The organism is Winogradskyella pelagia (assembly GCF_017581965.1).
Classification (GTDB): Bacteria; Bacteroidota; Bacteroidia; order Flavobacteriales; family Flavobacteriaceae; genus Winogradskyella; species Winogradskyella pelagia.
In genome coordinates this window covers 72,359-93,753 of the sequence record NZ_JAGEVF010000004.1, presented here as the reverse complement: position 1 = coordinate 93,753, position 21,395 = coordinate 72,359, and the positions used below count along the sequence as shown (strand labels likewise).

19 protein-coding genes are annotated in these 21,395 nt (G+C 36.2%); 18 read left to right on the top strand and 1 reads right to left on the bottom strand.

Annotated features, from left to right (window positions below):
• Window positions 1-109 precede the first annotated feature (109 nt).
• The 16 genes from J4050_RS06505 (at window position 110) to J4050_RS06430 (ending at window position 17,079) form a co-directional block, all read left to right on the top strand.
• Window positions 110-1,297: a response regulator gene (locus tag J4050_RS06505; protein ID WP_208153512.1), complete on the top strand. Its 1,188-nt coding sequence runs from the start codon at window positions 110-112 to the stop codon at window positions 1,295-1,297.
• 18 nt (window positions 1,298-1,315) lie between these two features.
• Window positions 1,316-1,807, top strand: a complete 492-nt coding sequence (locus J4050_RS06500; protein ID WP_208153510.1) for a family 2 glycosyl transferase — start codon at window positions 1,316-1,318, stop codon at window positions 1,805-1,807.
• Between the two features lie 11 nt (window positions 1,808-1,818).
• Window positions 1,819-2,820 (top strand): type I phosphomannose isomerase catalytic subunit, encoded by a 1,002-nt coding sequence (locus tag J4050_RS06495; RefSeq protein WP_208153508.1) that lies wholly within the window; start codon window positions 1,819-1,821, stop codon window positions 2,818-2,820.
• A gap of 152 nt (window positions 2,821-2,972) precedes the next feature.
• Complete coding sequence (locus J4050_RS06490; protein ID WP_208153507.1) at window positions 2,973-3,773, top strand: sulfite exporter TauE/SafE family protein; 801 nt, start codon at window positions 2,973-2,975, stop codon at window positions 3,771-3,773.
• A 73-nt stretch (window positions 3,774-3,846) separates the two neighbouring features.
• Window positions 3,847-5,262 (top strand): MBL fold metallo-hydrolase, encoded by a 1,416-nt coding sequence (locus J4050_RS06485; protein ID WP_208153505.1) that lies wholly within the window; start codon window positions 3,847-3,849, stop codon window positions 5,260-5,262.
• 103 nt (window positions 5,263-5,365) lie between these two features.
• Window positions 5,366-5,707, top strand: a complete 342-nt coding sequence (locus tag J4050_RS06480; RefSeq protein ID WP_208153503.1) for a rhodanese-like domain-containing protein — start codon at window positions 5,366-5,368, stop codon at window positions 5,705-5,707.
• Window positions 5,708-5,821: 114 nt separating this feature from the next.
• Window positions 5,822-7,084, top strand: a complete 1,263-nt coding sequence (locus J4050_RS06475) for an NAD(P)/FAD-dependent oxidoreductase (protein ID WP_208153501.1) — start codon at window positions 5,822-5,824, stop codon at window positions 7,082-7,084.
• Between the two features lie 363 nt (window positions 7,085-7,447).
• Complete coding sequence (locus tag J4050_RS06470; RefSeq protein ID WP_208153499.1) at window positions 7,448-8,653, top strand: hypothetical protein; 1,206 nt, start codon at window positions 7,448-7,450, stop codon at window positions 8,651-8,653.
• A 17-nt stretch (window positions 8,654-8,670) separates the two neighbouring features.
• Complete coding sequence (dddY, locus tag J4050_RS06465; RefSeq protein WP_208153497.1) at window positions 8,671-9,933, top strand: dimethylsulfoniopropionate lyase DddY; 1,263 nt, start codon at window positions 8,671-8,673, stop codon at window positions 9,931-9,933.
• A gap of 54 nt (window positions 9,934-9,987) precedes the next feature.
• The gene (locus tag J4050_RS06460) at window positions 9,988-11,244 is read left to right on the top strand and encodes a serine hydrolase domain-containing protein (protein ID WP_243878569.1); all 1,257 of its coding nucleotides are present in this window, start codon (window positions 9,988-9,990) and stop codon (window positions 11,242-11,244) included.
• A gap of 27 nt (window positions 11,245-11,271) precedes the next feature.
• Window positions 11,272-12,048 (top strand): glucose 1-dehydrogenase, encoded by a 777-nt coding sequence (locus J4050_RS06455; protein WP_208153493.1) that lies wholly within the window; start codon window positions 11,272-11,274, stop codon window positions 12,046-12,048.
• 30 nt (window positions 12,049-12,078) lie between these two features.
• Complete coding sequence (locus J4050_RS06450) at window positions 12,079-12,795, top strand: outer membrane beta-barrel protein (RefSeq protein WP_208153491.1); 717 nt, start codon at window positions 12,079-12,081, stop codon at window positions 12,793-12,795.
• A 51-nt stretch (window positions 12,796-12,846) separates the two neighbouring features.
• Entirely contained in the window at window positions 12,847-13,914 is a 1,068-nt protein-coding gene (locus J4050_RS06445; protein WP_208153489.1) for a PCMD domain-containing protein, read from the top strand.
• Between the two features lie 63 nt (window positions 13,915-13,977).
• Window positions 13,978-15,162: a hypothetical protein gene (locus J4050_RS06440; RefSeq protein WP_208153487.1), complete on the top strand. Its 1,185-nt coding sequence runs from the start codon at window positions 13,978-13,980 to the stop codon at window positions 15,160-15,162.
• The gene (locus tag J4050_RS06435; protein ID WP_208153485.1) at window positions 15,159-16,175 is read left to right on the top strand and encodes an META domain-containing protein; all 1,017 of its coding nucleotides are present in this window, start codon (window positions 15,159-15,161) and stop codon (window positions 16,173-16,175) included. Before J4050_RS06440 ends, J4050_RS06435 begins: the two co-directional genes overlap by 4 nt.
• 22 nt (window positions 16,176-16,197) lie before the next feature.
• Window positions 16,198-17,079, top strand: coding sequence for a mechanosensitive ion channel family protein (locus tag J4050_RS06430; RefSeq protein WP_208153483.1), 882 nt, complete (start codon window positions 16,198-16,200; stop codon window positions 17,077-17,079).
• Window positions 17,080-17,098: 19 nt separating this feature from the next.
• Here the strand turns inward: J4050_RS06430 and J4050_RS06425 are convergent, their stop codons facing one another.
• Window positions 17,099-18,856: a mechanosensitive ion channel family protein gene (locus J4050_RS06425; protein WP_208153481.1), complete on the bottom strand. Its 1,758-nt coding sequence runs from the start codon at window positions 18,854-18,856 to the stop codon at window positions 17,099-17,101.
• A gap of 210 nt (window positions 18,857-19,066) precedes the next feature.
• Here J4050_RS06425 and J4050_RS06420 point away from each other — a divergent pair, with 210 nt between their 5' ends.
• Complete coding sequence (locus tag J4050_RS06420; RefSeq protein WP_208153479.1) at window positions 19,067-21,154, top strand: lipocalin family protein; 2,088 nt, start codon at window positions 19,067-19,069, stop codon at window positions 21,152-21,154.
• An 86-nt stretch (window positions 21,155-21,240) separates the two neighbouring features.
• Window positions 21,241-21,381, top strand: a complete 141-nt coding sequence (locus J4050_RS06415; protein WP_208153477.1) for a hypothetical protein — start codon at window positions 21,241-21,243, stop codon at window positions 21,379-21,381.
• Window positions 21,382-21,395 lie beyond the last annotated feature (14 nt).

Here is a 21,395-nt window from a genome sequence, read left to right as displayed (position 1 = left end):
TAGCAACCTACCATTGGTCTACACTAAGTGCTTCATTTGTCTAAATTAAATTTTTGGAGACGGCATCTCAGGTACTTTTGAACCGTAAATAATAAGAAAACAAGCCATCATGAAAGTTTTAGCAATAGACGATCAACAATTAGTATTACTACCATTACAAAAGCGTTTGGTGGATTTAGGATATGATGTTAGAATTGAAACAGACGCACAAAGAGGACTAAAGTTATATGATACTTTTAATCCAGACCTGGTTATTGTAGATGTTAATATGCCAGATATATCAGGTTTTGATGTGATAACCCATATTAGGATTACTAAAGGATCAGAAATCCCAATAATGATTTTATCTGGAAATACAAATGATGATGTGATAACAAGTGCTTTTGACTTAGGAGTAAGTGATTATATGAAAAAGCCATTAACCCTCAATGAGATTTGTGCGAGAGTAAAACGTTTAATTGGAGCCCCTGAATTAGAAAAAGCAATTGATACCAATAAAGGTATTATGATTCAGCAACGCTGTGTTGGTGTGGTGATTCCATGTTATAATGAAGAGGAACGCTTATTAAGTGATGAATTTTTAAATTTTATAGATAAAAACTCTGGTTATCACCTCTGTTTTGTTAACGATGGAAGTAATGATAAGACCTTAGAGGTTTTACATGGTTTAAGAAAGGGGAGAGAGGATTTTATAACTGTTTACGACTGTGATAAAAATGGCGGTAAGGCAGAGGCAGTTAGGCTTGGGATGTTATATATGGCAAAGAAAGAAGACTTAGATTATATAGGTTTTTTAGATGCTGATTTATCTACAGACCTTTCTGATTTTGATGATTTAGTTAAAACTATAGAAACGTCAGATTATAAGATTGTAAGTGGATCTCGTATTTCTAGAATGGGCGCTAATATTACTAAAGAATCAGCAAGAAAGATTATCAGTTTAACAATAAACTTCATCATAAGAAAAATCCTTTCAATGGATTTCAAAGACACACAATGTGGTGCAAAAATCTTTCATAAAGATGTTATCGATATCGCTTTTAGCAAAAAGTTTGTCACGCAGTGGATATTTGATGTGGAAATCTTTAAAAGAATAACGATTCATTTTGGACTAAAGAAAGCGAAAGCAATGCTATGCGAGCAACCACTAAAAAGGTGGATACATGCAGACGGCTCAAAATTATCTATGAGAGATTCTGTCAAAATAATCTTTCAGCTAGCCCAAATCGCTTGGGTATATAGACCTAAAAGCGATAAAAAATTTTACGAAGTTAAAAATGAACTAGAGATTGTATAAATAAGCACATAAATCAAAATGAACATTGGCATAATCATCATATTTCACAACAATGAAATTAACATAAACCCTAAAGTGTTTATTAAAAATATTAATGCAACTGAGAATATTAAAATGTGTTTTGTTGATAACGAAAGTAATACTGACACTTTAGAGAAATTATCAGAAATAAAAGACATGTGTATTGATAAAGTTTCAATTGTTCAAATAAAGAGGAGAGTTAGTCGAGAGGCAGCAAAAAGAGCAGGTGCAAGGTTTATGTTCAACGATTTTAATTTAAAGCATTTAGGATTCATCGACACTAATGCTCTAATAGAACATAATTACAACATCAATGAAATTGTAATGTCGTTGTGCATTAAAAGGGATGAAATTATTGCATTTGATAAGCAAAACAAAAGTAAACAACGCATTAAATCAACATTGTTTAAAAGCATTTTTTCTATTCTGGATTATTTTAAATATAAGGATACAGATAAACGAAATAATATACAACAAACAATAATTTAAAAAACTACATTATGAATGCATATCCAATAAAGTTTAGGCCCATATTAAAAGAAAAAATTTGGGGTGGTGAAAAGTTGTCACTGCTGCTAAACAAAGAAACAATGTCAAAAAACATTGGTGAAAGTTGGGAAATATCTGGAGTCGAAGAAAATATTTCAATTGTTGCCAATGGGCTTTACAAAGGCATATCCTTAAATGATTTAATTAAAAAGTTTAAAGGTGATTTTCTAGGCCAAGCCAACATTTGTGCTTTTGGTGAAAACTTCCCTTTATTAATTAAATTTTTAGACGCCCAAACTAATTTGTCTGTGCAGGTGCATCCAGATGACAAGATGGCTTCCAAATATCATAACTCTTATGGCAAAACAGAAATGTGGTATATCATGGATGCCGAAAAAGATGCGGAAATTGTATTAGGGTTAAAGGACAAATCCATTGACAAATCTGTATTAAAAGACATTAATGCCTCCAATGTCAATTCCATTTTTAATAATAGGCCTGTAAAAAAAGGCGAAAGTTATTTTATTCCAGCTGGTGAGATTCATGCTATTGGTGCAGGGATTTTAGCTGCTGAAATTCAGCAAACTAGTGATATTACATATCGTGTTTACGACTGGGAAAGAGAAGATATAAATGGTAACATGCGTAAATTACACACCGAAAAGGCCATTGAGGCAACCAAGGTCTTTCCAAACGATTCGGTAAAAGAAGATCATTCTACTGATGATAAACATACAAAGCTAGTGTCTTGTGATTTTTTTACTACCAATGCATTTTATGTTAACGGAATAGAGGTTAAGGATTATAAGCTATTAGATTCATTTGTTATTTATATGTGTGTTGAAGGGAATGCAAATGTCAAAATCGGTGAATATCAAGAATTGGTGAAGATGGGAGAAACTATTTTGATTCCAGCTAGAGCTAAAAGGGTTGAGATTGCTTCAAAACATTCAAAATTCTTGGAAGTATATATTCCCTCACCATCACTCAATTTAACTCAAAAGGCTTCCTAGCTGAAGTTGATTACACATATACGCTACATTTTTTTAATATCTTAAAGTTAAAAAGATATTCTTATTTTCCCCTTGGTAATATTGAGGTAACAAATGTTACGGAATACCAAGGGGCTTTGATTTAGTTTTAGCCCTAATTAAACAACTTAATCATGGATTTAAATCAAATTTTAGGGTATGCTGGAGCTTTGCTAATCGGTGTGGTCCTCGGTTTAATTGGAGGAGGAGGCTCCATATTAACTGTTCCTATATTAGTGTATTTACTTTTTATTAATCCGGTAACAGCCACAGCTTATTCATTATTTGTTGTCGGAGTATCTTCTTTAGTTGGTGCCATTAGAAATATTCAAAAAGGATTGGTAGACTTCAGGACAGCAATTGTATTTGCAGTTCCAGCCTTTATAGCTGTTTATATTGCAAGGAAATATCTGGTTCCTGCTATTCCCGATGTGGTGTTAACAATAGGTGATTTTGATGTCACCAATAACATCGCCATAATGCTTTTTTTCGCTTTGGTTATGCTCGTGGCTTCGGTTTCTATGATAAGAAATAAAAGAGAAGATAATGGAGAGGATTCAATAGTATCCTATAACTATCCACTCATCATTGTAGAAGGACTGCTAGTTGGACTTGTTACAGGTATTGTAGGAGCCGGTGGAGGATTTTTGATTATTCCCGCACTAGTATTGCTGGCTAAATTACCAATGAAAAAGGCCGTGGCAACGTCACTTCTCATAATTGCCATTAAATCATTGATTGGTTTTATTGGCGATGTAGAGAATTTAGAAATTGACTGGCCGTTCTTATTATTATTCACATCACTATCCGTAATAGGTATTTTTATAGGTATCTATATGTCTAATTTTATTGAAGGAAAGAAGTTAAAGAAGGGGTTTGGGTGGTTTGTTTTAGTAATGGGTATTTACATCATTTACAAAGAGTTAACTATGTAACTTAAGTTACAAATGTATTTTAAAATCTTACTTAATTTAAGCAATAACTAGTTAAATCTAAATCAATATAAAAATGAAAATCGAACAAATTTATACAGGATGTTTAGCCCATGCGGCTTACTACCTAGAGAGTAATGGAGAAGTGGCCATTTTTGATCCCTTGCGAGAAGTCCAGCCTTATATTAATAGAGCTAAATTAGATGATGCCAAAATAAAATACATTTTTGAAACTCATTTCCATGCCGATTTTGTTTCAGGTCACTTAGACCTAATGAAAAAAACTGGAGCTCAAATTGTTTTTGGACCAACTGCAAAACCTAATTACGATGCTATAGTAGCCGAAGATGGTCAAGTTTTCGAAATTGGTGATTACAAGGTCAAAGTGATTCATACACCTGGTCATACCATGGAGAGTACCACCTATTTATTAATTGATGAGAATGGGGAAGAGCATGGCATCATTACAGGAGATACGTTATTTATAGGTGATGTGGGTAGACCGGATTTAGCCCAAAAAGTGGTAGCAGAACTAACTCAAGAGAAGTTGGCCTCGCACCTTTATGATTCATTACGAAATAAGATTATGCCATTGAGCGATGATTTAATTGTGTATCCAAATCATGGTGCTGGTTCTGCCTGCGGTAAAAATATGAGTAAGGAAACAACAGATACACTTGGTAACCAAAAGAAAACAAACTATGCCTTACGCGCTGATATGACCAAGGAGGAGTTCATTGAAGCTGTGTTGGATGGATTGACAGAACCGCCTGGGTATTTTCCGCAAAATGTGATGATGAATATAAAAGGATATGAAAGTTTTGATAGTGTAATACATAAGGCCCAAAACGCCTTATCACCAAAAGCATTCGAGGCCGCAGCTAACGAGACCGAAGCTATTGTATTGGATGTTAGGCATCAATCAGAATTTATTAAGGGTCATATTCCGCGATCAATTTTTATTGGCATCGATGGTAATTTTGCTCAATGGGTAGGGGCTTTGATTGTAGATGTCACTCAACCCTTGCTTTTAGTGACTCCAGAGGGAAGAAAAGAGGAAGTTGTAACAAGATTATCCCGAGTGGGTTTTGATAATGTCATTGGCTACCTGGAAGGTGGTTTTGAGGCTTGGAAGGATGAAGGCATGGAGTATGATACTCTAAATTCAATTTCGGCTGAGGAATTCTCTAAGCTCTATGAAGCTAATAAAGATTATGTCTTTGATGTAAGGCGTGAAGGTGAATACGTTGCCGAGCACGTAGACGGTGCAAAGAACACACAACTAGATTATTTAAATAATTATTTAGGGGAATTCCCAGAGGATAAAACCTTTTATGTGCACTGTGCAGGAGGTTATCGTTCTGTAATTGCATCTTCAATATTAAAGAGTAGAGGTATACATAATTTGGTTGAAGTGGCTGGAGGCTATAAGGCTATTAAACAAACTGATATACCTCGTACAGACTATGTTTGTCCTTCAACCTTAAAATAGAAAACAGGTTGTAATTATAATAAAGCATGTGTTACGGTGGTGGTAGTACATGCTTTTTTTGACCAATTCTTTAAAAATTAACACTTTATACGCATCATTTATTATGTCATTTTTTTCATCATTATTTGGACCTAAAAAATCTAAAAGTACGGCTATTACATTATTATCTCCTGAGGAGTTTAGAGAAAAAGTAAATCAAGGAGACATTCAAATAGTCGATGTTAGAACACCTTCAGAGTATAAAAGCGGACATATTAAAAATGCTCAAAACATAGATTTTTTCTCAGGTAAATTTAACGTCGAGTTCAATAAATTAGATATGGCTAAACCCATTTATCTCTATTGCAGGAGCGGTAACCGCAGTAGACAAACCGCTAAAAAATTAGAAAACATTGGCTTTACAGAAATTTACGATTTAAAGGGTGGTATTTTAAATTACAAATAGCGGAAGCGATGGTTTCGCTGCTCAATAGGTCTAAATGTAACAATAGTTACAGTTTTTCATTTTTAAGACTATAACTTGATAAGGTAAAAACTAACTAACAATCTATAATCAAATATGAAATCACACTATCAAATTCTGGTTATTGGAGGTGGATCAGGTGGTATTATGACAGCTGCCAACCTTTTAGCCAAAGACAAGACTTTAGACATCGCCATTATCGAACCTGCAGAATGGCACTATTACCAGCCCGCTTGGACCTTAGTTGGAGCAGGAACTTATGACTATGAAAAAACCAGAAAGTCAATGGCATCAGTAATGCCAAAACAAGTCGATTGGATAAAAGATTACGCCACTGGATTTATGCCAGATTCTAATACCGTTTCTACCAAGGAGAGTGGTAATATGACCTACGATTATTTAGTTGTTTCTCCCGGCTTGGTAATGGATACAACGCTCATTGAAGGTTTAACGGAGTCTTTAGGAAAAGATGTGGTTTGTAGTAATTACACAAATCCTAAGCATACATGGGAGGTCCTTAAAAATTTTAAAGGGGGAAATGCCGTATTTACCCAGCCTACAACACCGATTAAATGTGGTGGAGCACCCCAAAAAATTGCTTATTTAGCGGCAGATTACTTTAAGAAAAATGGATTAAAACATAAGAGCAATATTGTTTTTGCTACACCAGGCTCTGTTATTTTTGGGGTTAAGGAAATTAGGGAAAGTCTAATGCAGGTGATCAGTAAATATGGTATCCATTTCAAACCATTTTACGCGCCTATTAAAATTGACAGCGAAAATCAAATAGTTACTTTTAGAGGCGTAGGTACCGGAGAGAACAAATGTGTTATCAATGAAGATAATGAATTACGGGAAATTATGTCTGGTGAGTCTATAATTGAAATGCCTTTTGATATGCTGCATTTGGCACCACCACAGACGGCACCAAAATTTGTCAAGAACTCTGTTTTGGTCAATGAAGCAGGTTGGCTAGATGTAGATAAACATACCTTGCAGCATAACAAATACCCAAATATTTTTGGTTTAGGTGATGTGGCAGCTTTGCCAACGGCAAAAACTGGAGCAGCAATCCGGAAACAAGTTCCTGTGGTGTCAGATAATATATTGAACCTCATTGCCTACAGTAAAAAAGGAGATAAATCTTACAACGGTTATTCATCTTGTCCTTTGGTAACGGGTTATGGTAAAATGATACTCGCAGAATTTGATTACGACAGCAATTTTATTCCAGATCCAAAGCTAAAGCAGATGTTGGTTTTTAATAGTGAAAAAGAACATTGGAGACTTTGGATGCTGAAAAAATACGGATTACCGTATTTATATTGGAATAAGATGATGAAGGGTAAAGAGGTTTAAACTCAATTAAGACTTTAGTTTAATAGCATATATAGTTATGAGTTGATAATAAGGACAAGACATGCTTATATTTTATTTTAAGTTGATTTATTCTTAATTTAGTTGGGTAAGATGCTATCTAAACCCTTCCAACGTGATTCAATTTTTAAATAGACTTTTTCAAATAATACCTTGCAAAATATGGATTTCATCTCAAGTAATTATCACCTAGAGTAAAGCATACAATATAAAGAACAAAAGACTCATAGTTACAATAGTAAATTGTCAAATTCTCAATAATTCAATCTAAAAAGTAGGAATTATTTTTTTTTTTTTGGTTTTGTTTAATAATTTTAAGGTGGCTACTAAACAAAATTACCGCAAATGAAAACCCTAACCTCATTTTCTGTTATTGCGCTCCTATTCGCAACAACATTCCTAAACGCTCAAGAAAAAAATATCCTTAGTCCTAATGACACAATTCCGGGTCAAGGGATAGAAATTAATGTAAGTCCAAAAACTAGTTTTTCTTTGGGCGGTGCCCTTTGGATGCGATCTGCTTTTCAAGACTGGCAGCAAGACAATAATGCCAATCAAAGAGGGTTCTATTTCGATCAATTTAGAATATCGGTTTCAGGTGAACATGGACTGGCAAATGAGTCTAAACTTACATTTTCTGCACAGGCGCGTTGGTGGAGCTACCAGTTCGCTTTGCACCATATGTGGTTTGGTTTGGAGATAGATGAACACAATGAGATACGATATGGAATTACACAAAGTCCGTTTGGAGCAATGCCTTCAATTTCTTCGAGCTTTTGGTATTCGTTAAATTATTATCTCGGATTAGAAGCCGATCATGATGCAGGGTTGCATTATATCTATAATAAAAACGGTTTAGATTTTCAATTGGCATATTACCGTAACGAGGAGTACAATGACCCAACGGCCACTAATCGCTGGGCTCCAGACTTAATTGTAAGTGGAGACCAACAAAACTTTGAGCGTAATCAATTCAATTTAAGACTGGCTTATACATTTGGTTATGGCTCAGATAAAACCACTGAGTTTGGTTTCTCTGGAGAAATCGGACAAATAAAAAACCAGCTTGTAGAGGATGACGGTGATCGTTGGGCTGCTGCTTTACATTATGTTGGGTATTATAACAACTGGAATTTTTATGCTCAGGGAACACGTTATGAGTATAATTTGAAAAACCCTGCTGGTGTCGATGAGAATACGGTGCTAATGGGTTTCTTTTCAGACCAACGTTTAGTGGCGGCTAAAGCCACCACCTTTGTGGGAGGTGTTAGACGGTTATGGGATATAGACTGGTGGCTATTTGATAAGTTTAATGCTTATATAGAATATAGTCATGTTTGGAAAGATGAAAATTCCTTCAAGGACTCTAAACTTTTTAATCCAGGCGCAGTACTGCAAGCAGGACCATTTTATTTATGGTTCGATTTTATGGCTGCTCAAAATGCATGGTGGTTTAACGATTCTCAGACCAATAGTGGATTAGGAGCAGGTTCTATTAATCCCGATGATTGGGAGTTTAGGTACAATTTCTCTATTCAGTGGTATTTCTAATAAAAAACTAATTTAACATGACAACCAATACAATTAAAACACTCACTACGGTATTAATGGCAGTATTAATAACGTCCACTTATGCCCAGGATGTACCAGATTTCATAAATCCTGAAGATTTAAAAAATGTAGATTGCAAATGCCTTGAAAAAAAGGTGAAGTACAGCAAAAACGAACAGCGGTATATCGATATATTATGGGAGGAATCCCTAAAATACCTAGAGGCTTATGCCGTTGCTTTAACAACTTCTCCAGAAGGCAGTAAGTGCATTAATTCTGATGAAGCGACTTACGAAACAGTAGATGGATTTAAGAAAATGTGCGTCATGGATCGCCGGGACATGCAGCTTTTAGTAAAACATATTTATCAAATTCTTGCTAATCCAGATGAGGCTAAAAGGTGTTTTGCAGCTCGGGAGGATGTCGATTGGATTTACAGTCCGGGCGGTGAACTGGAGGCTAAATCTGAGGTGGCACAATGGCTAAAGCGAACTACATTCAAAGATTTTTTTGAAACTAAGGTTACAGATGCAGAGGTAAAGGCTTATGGCAAAACATTTACAGATAATTTTTATGAGATGGTTACTGCTGATGCTGTAAAAACACCCCCAAACTTCCCTTATGATGTCAGCGCTAGGTCACTACCAAACCTTTGGGCATCTGTAGGTTGGTTCCCTATGTATGCTGAGGAAAGTGAACGCAATAAACGCAATTTTGATAATGTCAGAGGCGGTTACGCCTATGCTGAAATTCTTGGGCACTGGGGATTATTGCGCATCGATGAAATTAATGGCGAGAAAGTTGGAGCAGAAGTGGGTATGGTAGTACAATCCGTGAATACCTTATATCCGTACCACAATCATGCGATCTCAGAATTGTATTATACCATGCGTAAGCCAGCTTGTGTTAACCAGTTTAAAACTTTTGCTGTAAGGGAAAATAACAAGCATGTTACTACTGTTTCTGAATCACAAAACGAACGTGTTATTCAATTCGATGCCAGCGCACCCAATGAGCACGCCATGTGGGCAAGTTCAGCATACGACAGGGACCCATTGGTATATTTTCACGAGAATACTATTCATGCCTTCGAGGTTGATGGGGATTGTGAAAGTAGTCCTGAAGAGAGTGCGCTCGTAACGGTTTGGGCGAGGTCAGATGCACACGAGCGTGCTAATGATTACGGAACGACTAAACTTTGTGAATGTGCTGATAAACCCAATACACCGGCTGTGAGAGGAAAAAAAATCCAGTGCCAATTAACTAAATTAAAATATTAAGTAAGACAAGTTGTTATGCAAAAATATGTTCTTTTCTTAATCTTTATTTTGATAATGAGTCAGATCCATACAAATGCTCAAGACATTTTAGATAGTAAGGCCTCGGACCCTAATAAACTTGCATGGATGCAAGGCTTTCCTCCAACTAAAGACAAAATAATTTCTGCAATAGATGGTAGTTTTTTTCAGTTTCCGGCACTGCGCTATAGCGTTTGCCATATGCGTCAGTTTATGCCAACCACTGTGGTTAAATCACATTCGGGCAAAGGGTATAAGTTTAAGGTAAGGTTAGATGAGGACATTGACAATGTTAGGTTTACACCAACTAATAGTTCGGAAACTATGACATGGCGAGAATCCTTAGACAAGAACTACACTGATGGCATGCTCATTTTACATAAAGGCAAGATTGTTTATGAATACTATTTTGGTGCATTGAAGCCAGATGGTGTTCACGCAGCCATGTCTGTAAGTAAAACATTTACAGGTACTCTTGGTGGGTTGTTAGTAGCTGAAGGTGTTTTGGATGAAAATAAAACAGCCGAATACTACATACCGGAACTTAAAGGATCTGCGTTTGCAAATGCAACGATTCGCCAGATTTTAGATATGACTACAGGTTTAAAATACAGTGAAGATTATTCTAACCCAAAAGCAGAGATCTGGGCATTTACAGCTGCAGGCAATCCATTTTCAAAAATTGAAAACGGACCCTCTAATTATTATGAATATTTAGCTACCGTCCAAAAGGAAGGCGTGCATGGCGAGGTGTTTGGTTATAAGACGATAAATACTGATGCTATGGGCTGGATTGTATCTAGAGTAACAGGTAAAAGTATACCTCAATTACTTTCAGAGCGCATTTGGAAACCACTTGGAACACACGTCGATGGCTATTTTCAGATTGACGGTGCAGGAATAGCCTTTGCAGGAGGTGGTTTTAGTGCCAATATGAGAGATATGGCTATGTTCGGTGAAATGGTACGTAACAAAGGGAAGTTCAACAAAAAGCAAATATTACCTATCGCATTAATAGAAGATATTATGAAAGGTGGCGATAAGGAAAAATTCAGTAAATCAGTATATGGTAGTTTAAAGGGATGGAGTTATCGCAATATGTGGTGGCATACGCATAACGAACACGGCGCTTTTGCAGCACGCGGTGTTCATGGGCAAACCATATATATTGACCCAACAGCTGAAATGGTAATTGTAAGGTTCGCTTCACACCCAGAGGCCAAAAATGCCTACATAGACCCAACGTCTTTGCCGGCTTATCACGCAGTGGCTAAATATCTCTTGTCTAAATAGCAGATAGAACGTATTAATAAAAAATACATGAATCCAGCAGATTTTTTTGATCTAAAAAATAAAACGGCAATAGTTACAGGAGGAGGTAATGGTATTGGAAAAAGCTGCTGTGAAACCCTTGCTGAATTTGGTGCTAATGTTGTCGTATCAGACCTGAAAATGGAAGATGCAGAAAAGGTTTCCAATGAAATTAATAGCAGGGGTGGAAAAGCAACTGCTGTTACCTGCAATGTTACCAAAGACCAAGACTTAGTAGACCTAGTTCATACTGCTATAGACCAGTTTGGAAGTATTGAAATCTTGGTCAACAATGCTGGCGGCGGCGGAGGTGGCCGAGAAAATCCCTTTAATATTGATGTAGACCACTTTAAATGGGTCTTTGAGCTTAATTTGTTCAGTGCTTGGCGTTTATCTCAATTGTGCGCACCGCATATGAAGGCAGCTGGATATGGTTCCATTATTAATATTACATCTATGGCATCAATCAATAAAAGCCCTAATATGAGTGCTTATGCAAGCTCAAAGGCAGCTTTAATTCATATGTCAGCAAACTTGGCACATGATTATGGTCCTTTTGGTATACGACTGAATTGTGTAGGTCCAGGAGCAACAAAAACCTCAGCTCTAGCTAAGGTTCTTACGCCAGAAATAGAAAGAAAAATGCTTCAGGGCACTCCAATAAAAAGGCTTGGTGAAGTTGAAGATATTGCAGGTGCCGTATTGTACTTTGCAGCTCCGGTATCTGAGTGGGTAAGTGGTCAGGTCTTGTTTGTCAATGGTGGCGGCATTCAAACTTTAGATTAATCATTATATTAATAACACATTGAGTAACCAATGAGAATATTATTTAAATTATTAGCTCTCGGATTAACTGTTCTGTTAGGACTACAGGGTAATGCGCAAAATCTTGATGATAACCAAGAAGAATACGGGATAAAAAAAGGACGGTATTATAGTGCACTCACCTTTTCATTAGATCAGCGTAAAGCTGAAAATGAAGATCAACTCCTCAGACAGGTCGTAAACCAAGACCGTTTAAATTACAGAATTGTAGGAAATGGTGGTTATGCCATTAAAGATAATTTCACAATAGGATTGTCATTGGGATACGGTCGGCAAAAAGAAGATATAACCTTCTTAGATGAAAATGATCAAGAAATTACTTCAAAACGCTTACAGGAAGGGTTGTCTATTGCGCCTAACATACGTCAGTACATTCCTATTGGAAAGGGTAAACTACAAATTATAGTACAGACCGAGCTCGGTTTCACCTTTGGGGAATCCTTGGAGCGTATATTTAGAGTGGACGACATAGATAAAATTAATGGTGATTTTTTTGAGTTTAATCTTGGAGTCAGCCCTGGTGTGGCCTTGTTTTTTACCAGGAATTGGGCCTTTGAGACAACGGTTAATATTGCAGGGCTAAAAACACGAGTTGAAGAAGAGGTTCTAAATAATAATGAAGCCAACAAACAACGTGTGGAAACTACCAGCATAGATTTACAGTTAAACCTACTAGCCTTAAACCTTGGTGTGGCTTATTATTTTTAATAAATAATAAACTCACAGTTACAATGAATTAAGATGATTAAATAAAAAATTATGACATTTAAAAAACATCCATTTTTAGTTGTGCTTCTTGTCTCACTAATCGGCTTCAATAGCTGTATTTCTGACGATGAGTTTGGGCTATCTAGTTTTAAGGAAATAAAAGCGTTTGACTTACCCGGACAGGCGGGAGTCACAACAATTAATAGCGACGAAAGAACGGTAATTATACCCATGAGTGAAGAAGCTAACCTTAGTAGTATTACACCATCACGAATTGAAATATCCAATCTCGCTAGCATTTCACCGACCGTTAATGACGTTCAAGACTTTTCAGAACCTGTGATTTATACTGTTACGGCAGAAGATAATTCAACAGCTCAATGGACTATAAATGCAGTAGCGGCACTTCCAAACCCACAGTTACCGAATAGTAGTTTTGACCTCTGGTATAATGTAAGTGACTACCAACAACCCGGACAAGACGCTGACAACACCGTTTGGGGAACGGCAAATAGAGCTTTAGCTATTGCTGGTGATGCCAACACCAATCCTGAAGACCTAGGGGGTGGAGATTTTGCCGCCCGATTAACTAGTGTAGAGGCACCACTTTTGGTTAGAATGGCAGCGGCGACTTTATTTACTGGAAGTTTTACAGAAGGTTTTCCAAATCCGGTAGATCCTAGATCAAACATTAATTTTGGGACACCTTTTAATGGTAGGCCGAGTGCATTCAGCCTTGATTATTTATATACACCTGGACCGTCTTACGAAGATGAAGATGGAAACCCTTTGCCAGGAGGTGACCAATGTGATATATATGTCCTTTTGGAAAAGCGAGAAGGAGATGCCGTTGAGAGAATTGGTACAGGTTGGTTTAGAAGTGGCACTACAGTTAACAATTTTAGCAATCTAGAAGTGGAGATAAAATATGGTGAACTCACACCTTCAGATCCAGAATTTGAATATGCTAATATTAGGGATGATGAATCTTGGGGAAATCCACAAGACACTCCAACACATATAACAGTGGTATTCTCATCCAGTGCCTTGGGAGACTTTTTTACTGGTGCCATTGGTAGCGAACTATGGGTAAATAATTTTGAATTGATTTATGAATAAAATACCTTTAAAAAATACTTGAATAAAACGTTTTGGCTAAGGCTATTTCCTAACACCAACCATATGCTATATAGAAGTAAACGCTTATTTAGTTCATTTAAACATACTGTGAGGCTTATTGCATTCGTGCTTTTGGTTTCATGTATCTCTTCATGCTCACTCGTTAAAATTGAAAGCGAACAGAAGCCTCTCGGGACACGGGAGCTAAACACACGATTACTGACCCAAAATTATGCCCAGACCGCCATGGATAGGGTAGAACTGGCTGCTGACAGTATTACAAAATTAGCTGTTGATGATAAGGATATTCAAATCAATACTTTGTATTGGAAAATTCAAACCTCTGAAGAGTTAGGGAAACTGAGTTTTCAAACTGAGCCTAAAATCGCCTTGATGGATACTTGGTCTTATTTTTTAGAAGTCAAGCAATCTTTTCAAAATCCAAAATTAGAGCCTGTTTTTGGTACTTACAAACCTATAGCTATAGATGCTGTTAATCAAAATATAGACGGAATAGAGCGTATTGCAGCAAGCGTTTTACCCACTAAGGAATTTCAAAAGATTAAGACCTTTGTTGAAGACTACGCTAAAAATACGCCGCTCCTGCTTCAACAAGAGTTTAAGCATAAATCTATTCGTGAAGACTATTTAAAGTTTAAGGACATACCAGATAGTACAGCCGTTCAAACGGTTGGTACTTTATCTGAAGTGGTTGCAGATGCCACCAATAGGTTTGGGTATTATTCCGACGCTTCGAGTAAACGTCTTAATTGGAAGGCTGAAATGCTGCTTAAGAAAAAGGGAATTGATTCCATGGATTTTGAGGCTAAAATGGCGGAAATAGATCGCCAATTTGAGCGATTAATTACGGTAGCGGAAAATTCGCCCGAGACCATTAAAGATGCTATTATCGAATTTAGATATAATATTAGTCCTTTGTTTGAAGGGCTCAATTATGAAATTGGTTCAGCAATGGAAAGTTTATCGGAAGACCTGACCTCAGTGGATAGCATGTTGTTGCGAGAACGCGTAGCACTAGATTCTATTATTAAACGTGAGCGCATTGCTTTAACAGAGAAGGCAGATACCTTAGTAGATGAAGGCATAAAAACGGCTTTTGATAGTATAGGTGATACTTTGAGCAGTTTAATCCTGTATTTTATTCTTTTGTTTATAGTTGTCTTAGGATTGCCGTTCTATTTAGGGTATCTCATAGGCAAACAAAAATCTAAATCTCAATCCAAATGAAATTAATTATTTATTCTTTATTGTGTTTCGTAATGCTGTCTTGTGGAAATGATAAATCTACAACTGAAGTTTTTTGGGTAAGTGGATTTAAAACTACTTGTGATGTTGGCACCGGATTATCTGATTGTTTGCTTATATCCAAATCGGAACGTCTGGATCAGGCCGAATGGGAATTATTCTATTCTGCCATTGAGGGATTCAATTTTGAAGAAGGCTACCTTAAAAAGGTAGAGGTAGAGGTGACGCAAAAGAAAGATACAGTTCCAGATGATGCATCTGCTCTAGAGTATACTTTTATTAAGGAATTAGAGACAGTGCCAGATACGAGGATAGAGTTAAATTGTGATTGGATACTACAATCGATTGGAGAAGAATTAATTAATCAAGATACTGTAACTCCATCACTTTCATTTAACTTTGAGGATATGCGAATTTCTGGCAATGGAGGTTGCAATGTGTTTAATGGTACCATTGAATCCATTGGTTTAAGTACCTTAAGCCTTGGAAAGGTGTTAAATACATTACGTATATGCGAGTATCAAGATTTGGAGGACAAGTATCTTAATATTTTACAGGAGTGTACAAATTTTAACGTAGAAAATGAGACACTGACCTTACATGGTGAAGATAAATTACCCAAGTTAGTTTATAGGAAAATGGCAAAAACATCTCATAAAACTCGGATTCACGATATTTGGACTGTCGCTCGTATTGGAGGATATCCTCTAAATAGAATGGTGTCCCTTCCTCGGTTAGAAGTAAACACCACAGAAATGAAGATATATGGCAATGACGGCTGTAACGACTATTTTGGTACATTGACAAGCCTTACGGAAAGTGAAATAGCTGTTGGTGGCATAGGATCTACTCGTAAAATGTGTGACGATATGGAAGTACCAAATCGCTTTAATGAAGCCCTTACCAAGATTGGCAGTTACAGATTTGATAAACAATTTTTAATTTTTGATGATGAGGACGGCAAAGAGATACTGGCCTTTATCAAGACCGATTAAGTAGTTGGCTACATAAACACCTATGGAACAGATTATAGATTTTTTTAAAAGTGGTTTAGGAAAGAGCATCTTTTCTCTTGTTATAGCCATTATTGTCATCACTTTAATTTCGTTAATAATAAAACGAATTATACCAAGGCACATCCCTGATGCAAGCTCTAGGTATCGTGCAAGGAAGTTTGTGAATATCATCGGTTATATAGCTGCTATAACTGTAGCTTTGGTTGTATTTAGTAACCAATTATCCGCACTAAATGTCGTTTTAGGTGTAGCTGGTGCTGGTGTTGCCTTTGCATTTCAAGAGGTAATAGCCAGTTTTGCTGGGTATCTGGTTTTGCATACGTCCAATTTTTTTAAAGTAGGCGATAGGGTCCTACTAGGAGGAATAAAAGGCGACGTTATTGATGTTGGGCTGTTAAGAACCTCCTTGATGGAGACAGGAGATTGGATCGACGGTGACCGTTATAATGGCCGTATTACAAAAGTGGCCAATAGCTTTATTTTTAAAGCCCCTGTCCATAACTATTCAGGAGATTTTCCTTTTTTATGGGATGAGATTCAGGTGCCTATAAAAACCGGAGGGGACTTTGAATATGCCAAGAAAAAATTCCTAGAAATTTTAATGGATGTACAAGGTGATTTTGCTCAAGAAGCTAAGGATTATTGGCTTAAAATGACTGAGAAGTATATGGTAGAGGATGCTAGGGTAGATCCATTTGTTTTAATGAAGTTTGATGAGAATTGGATTACATTTACGCTGCGTTATGTTGTAGATTATAAAATGAGAGGCTCGACAAAAGATAAGATATACGAAAAAGTACTACTTGCCGTTCGTAACTCTAATGGTAGAATGGAAGTGGCTTCAGCAGCGTTTGAAATTACGGCTTTTCCAAAGCAAACTTAGATTACAATTTAATCATGTATTAGGTATTACCTTCATTGGGAGGGTATTTCAAAGTATTTTTCAGCGATTCAATAGTTTGGCTATCAAAACTTGGTATTTGTAACGCATTGTTATCAATCCATTCTTTAACTTTGGCTTCGGCTTCTGCCTTTTTAGTTTCTGACAAACCTTGGTCTTGCGAGATATAGACAGTTTGTGATGGGAACGCGAATCCACTACCACTATCTTCAATGACCTTTGCGATTCTTAGATTGATATCTTCTTGTACACCAAGATATTCATTCCAATCTGCCACACGTATATAAGCAAAAATTTCAACCTTTAAGGAGTCGCTTCCATAGCCTAAAAAGCGCACACGTGCGGGCTCTGGATCTACTTTTGGATGTGCGTAAAGTATTTTTCTCAATTCCACTAAAATATACCGCATTTGATCAGAGGAGGTTTCATAGCGCAACCCTAATGTTGTCAGGAACAAAAACATATCTCTTTCAGCGTAATTTTCTATGAGTTGGGAGGAAAAATCCGCATTTGGTATGGTTACTAAAGTGCGGCCTAAGGTTCTAATTCTGGTAGAACGCATACCAATTTTTTCAACTGTGCCAACCGTATCACCAAATTTACAGAAGTCGCCAACACTTACCGGTTGATCAAAAACAACAGATAAGCCGCCAACAATATTTTCAACTGTTTTTTGAGCACCTAAAGCCAAGGCAATACCACCAACTCCTAATGCCGCAATACCTGCCGTAACATTAAACCCTAAGGTTTCAAAAACAATTAATATAGCAATAACGACAAGCGCAAATTTAGCACTGTTTTTAAGGAAGGAAACTGCAGATAGGCCACCAAATATTTCACGCTCCCGCAGCCGGTCTTCACCAATTGATGATATGGTATCAATCAAAAGCCAAATAAAAATGAATAAAGCTGTCCACAAGGCTATTAGGTTCACATAGCTAAATGCTTGTCTTACCACAATCGATAGTCCTACAATACGGCTTATATTTAATACAATTGCTACTGCTATAATTAAGCGTAATGGTATTAAAAGCGTTCTTAGAAATTTACTGTACCTACTTTGACTGTAACCACGCCAAAGGGAACGTACAATTAGTTTTATGAGTGTGGTAATAAGCCATGCTGCCATATATGAAGCAAAAGCCAGGACTATTATAGCTATCCAATCAAATAATGGGGCTCCTTTCCATTTGCCCTGCAAAAGTTCGTCTGGGATTGGACTTTCCAAGCTAGAGAATTCAGTAGAATCTATATAGTTTAAAAGGGCTTTGGTTGTTTCTCCAGAGATCAACCAAATAGGGGCCTCACTTTTTACTTTGATTCTCTCAAGGTTTATGGCTATTTTTTTCTTGTCAATATCTAAAGTTCCAACATTTTCAATATTGACGTCTAAACCGTCATTAATGTCACCGTCGGTCGAATTATTTATGATACTAACCGGCAAAATGCTTCCGTATTTATTAAATACGATTTCAATATCTTCTATTGTCCCTATAGAAGAGGAGTCAATAACACCAATGTTAGTTTGCGAGAAATCAATATACTCAGCCGCTCTTAAAAAATTCTCATTGGCTAAAGCCCTAAGAAAACCATCCACTGTACCTCTGGGATTTGAGCGACCTATAGGATCTAGACTACTCTTATTTGATTCAGCTTGGATAGTATCATTTTGGGACTTCTGAAGAAGTTGATCAGCATTTGATTTTTGAAAAGGGCAAACAAAGACAATTAGGATTAATAGAAGAATTCTAGTATTCATTAGGGTATAATACTTTTTATTAAAAATTAAATTATAATCTTAAAGATATGAAAAACAGCCGAAAATTTGATGATGTAAATTAAGGTTTAAAGATTTGACAGCATAGCTTTCATAAGACATTTTATAAAATTGTATTAGAAATATACTGTACGATTATACTGCAGATATTTCTCAGGTATTTTTATATTTATCATAGCTAAATTAATTGCTATGTCTAAAGTTAGTTTTGTACTTGGGTTTTTACTTTTAGTATTTGTTTTTTCCTGTGACAAGGATGATGACAATTCAAATGGAACACTTGCTTTTTATAACGGAGCCTTAACAAGTGTTACGCAAAATGATTTGCTTGGGACATGGGCTATTTTTAATATAGAATATGAGAATGACATATTTGATGTTCCGATTAACTACTCTGACTGTGGAAGGGATTTTTTAGTCTTTTCAGAAAACGCCGTCTATACGGAATATCTCTTCCTAGGAAGCGATTGCAGTTACGAGGTCAATACGCTAAGTTGGGAGCTTAACAATGGTGTTATCACACTTTCTAATCAGTTTCAGCAATCTGAGGACTTAGTGGTTACAAGTTTCAGTAATGACCAGTTTTCTTTTAAGGGAAGATTAGATATCGATGATGATGGTGTATTGGATATTGTTACCTTTTATCTTCAGCGCTATATACCCATAGAAATTGATACGGTAACACCAACTTTTATTCGCAATCAAGATGAAGCCTTCGAAAACCTTATTAGTTTCACATGGCAACCTTATAATGGTTTCAATCAGTTTGACCGCTATGAGATTTATAGAAGTTTTGGGGATAATTGCTCCATTGCAAATGCACAACTTATCTATACGAGTTCTAATATTGAAGTGACTGAGTTTACTGATTTAAACCCTGATACCGAGCAGTATTTATGTTATTACTTAAGAGTTTATACCGACCAAGGTCTGTTAGGCGAAAGTTTTGTGCAATCGGTATGGACAGACAATATTTATGTTGAGGCTGTTAATCTGCAGCAACCGCAAGTTGTGGGTACAAGTATTGAGTTTAATTGGGCACAAAGTACTGACCCTTATTTTTCGCACTATGAGTTAGTGTACTCAAATTATGATGCTAACATAACAGGTTCTGGTAAACAAGTTTATACGGCTGTTAGTATAGACGATCCCGAGAATACTTCCTTTACAGAAGAAAACCCTCCTTATTTGGAAAATCCATATTACATATTATATGTTCATAATATTTTTGGCAATAAATCTCCAACAGGCGTTGCAAATGTAACAACCTACTGGCAGGTACCTTTTATGCGAGATGAGATTATAGGTTTTCAGGATATCGATTTTATTGCTGTTGATTATGAGGAACCGGTTGTTTATTTCTATGGACGAGAAAGTGGGTCTGGCTTTTCAAAAAATATTCATAGGTATAATTATTTAACCAAACAAACGGAAGCCGTTGCCAATTTAGAACCACAATCTTCAACTGCAGTACCAATGAAGCTTATAGATTCTGGATTTGGTAAGGAATTGATTTTTGAACAGGCTAATGAATTATTTGTTTATAATGCCGTTACACTAGAGTATAAATATACTTTGAATCCTTCAGCAGGTGCAGGTTTTATAAGTATCAACGATTTTACATTCTCGGATAATGGCTATTGGATTCTCGTTGATAATGACGATGTATATACCTTCACTAGAGATAATATGAACTTCGATTTAATCGATGTTCAACCACATTTCCCAAATCATCAGGGTAATTATTATTATCAGGTGTTTTCTCTTAACAATGATAAACTTCTTGTAGGACACAATAACGAAAACAATAGCTACGTGTATAACCTTGAGACTGACGGTTCCTTGGTTTTTGAAGCAATTGTGCCAATTCCTATTTTAGACGGGTGGAATCACAAAACCGAATATAGCGCCTCAGGTGACTTTATAATCAACTATTTAGAAAATCGCTTATATTCAACACAGACGTTTTCTTTGTTAGAATCTTTTGGAGAGCCATTCTTTTCTTCTGGATTGAGTATTGACGGCAATAGAATTTTTGGTACTAATAATGATCCAGATTGGCAAGTAACTACAGAAAGTAATCATATAAAGGAGGCTATTGTATACAATAGAACTACTCAGCAGGTTTCTACTTCAATAACCATAGGATATCCACATGTTATTTTTGAAAATTATAATGGTGATATTATCTCTATTTCAAGTGGTCTAAAGAAAGAGGATTTAGAACAGAACATAAATAATACAGCTGATATATTTTTAGAGGTTGTACCATTTAATTAATGTTTAAAATTTCTTTCTAAATTGACATTTATCATATTTATTTTAGAAAGCATCTGGTAATTTTATAGCCGATAAAATAATTTACTATGATAAATTTATTAACAGCTCTTTTATACGACTGGAGCAACGGTGTTATTATGATTGGTGTTTTTGCTCTAGTTGTTGTTATACTTATAGGGGTCTTAATTAACTTTATGCTTAGCGGCAAAGGAAAAGAGGACAGCTAGACTAACTATTTCAA

Bases quoted from the DNA above. Each gene is read 5' to 3' on its own strand.
- J4050_RS06505 (WP_208153512.1), top strand. From the start codon at position 110: ATGAAAGTTTTAGCAATAGACGATCAACAATTAGTATTACTACCATTA.
- J4050_RS06500 (WP_208153510.1), top strand. From the start codon at position 1,316: ATGAACATTGGCATAATCATCATATTTCACAACAATGAAATTAACATA.
- J4050_RS06495 (WP_208153508.1), top strand. From the start codon at position 1,819: ATGAATGCATATCCAATAAAGTTTAGGCCCATATTAAAAGAAAAAATT.
- J4050_RS06490 (WP_208153507.1), top strand. From the start codon at position 2,973: ATGGATTTAAATCAAATTTTAGGGTATGCTGGAGCTTTGCTAATCGGT.
- J4050_RS06485 (WP_208153505.1), top strand. From the start codon at position 3,847: ATGAAAATCGAACAAATTTATACAGGATGTTTAGCCCATGCGGCTTAC.
- J4050_RS06480 (WP_208153503.1), top strand. From the start codon at position 5,366: ATGTCATTTTTTTCATCATTATTTGGACCTAAAAAATCTAAAAGTACG.
- J4050_RS06475 (WP_208153501.1), top strand. From the start codon at position 5,822: ATGAAATCACACTATCAAATTCTGGTTATTGGAGGTGGATCAGGTGGT.
- J4050_RS06470 (WP_208153499.1), top strand. From the start codon at position 7,448: ATGAAAACCCTAACCTCATTTTCTGTTATTGCGCTCCTATTCGCAACA.
- dddY (WP_208153497.1), top strand. From the start codon at position 8,671: ATGACAACCAATACAATTAAAACACTCACTACGGTATTAATGGCAGTA.
- J4050_RS06460 (WP_243878569.1), top strand. From the start codon at position 9,988: ATGAGTCAGATCCATACAAATGCTCAAGACATTTTAGATAGTAAGGCC.
- J4050_RS06455 (WP_208153493.1), top strand. From the start codon at position 11,272: ATGAATCCAGCAGATTTTTTTGATCTAAAAAATAAAACGGCAATAGTT.
- J4050_RS06450 (WP_208153491.1), top strand. From the start codon at position 12,079: ATGAGAATATTATTTAAATTATTAGCTCTCGGATTAACTGTTCTGTTA.
- J4050_RS06445 (WP_208153489.1), top strand. From the start codon at position 12,847: ATGACATTTAAAAAACATCCATTTTTAGTTGTGCTTCTTGTCTCACTA.
- J4050_RS06440 (WP_208153487.1), top strand. From the start codon at position 13,978: ATGCTATATAGAAGTAAACGCTTATTTAGTTCATTTAAACATACTGTG.
- J4050_RS06435 (WP_208153485.1), top strand. From the start codon at position 15,159: ATGAAATTAATTATTTATTCTTTATTGTGTTTCGTAATGCTGTCTTGT.
- J4050_RS06430 (WP_208153483.1), top strand. From the start codon at position 16,198: ATGGAACAGATTATAGATTTTTTTAAAAGTGGTTTAGGAAAGAGCATC.
- J4050_RS06425 (WP_208153481.1), bottom strand. From the start codon at position 18,856: ATGAATACTAGAATTCTTCTATTAATCCTAATTGTCTTTGTTTGCCCT.
- J4050_RS06420 (WP_208153479.1), top strand. From the start codon at position 19,067: ATGTCTAAAGTTAGTTTTGTACTTGGGTTTTTACTTTTAGTATTTGTT.
- J4050_RS06415 (WP_208153477.1), top strand. From the start codon at position 21,241: ATGATAAATTTATTAACAGCTCTTTTATACGACTGGAGCAACGGTGTT.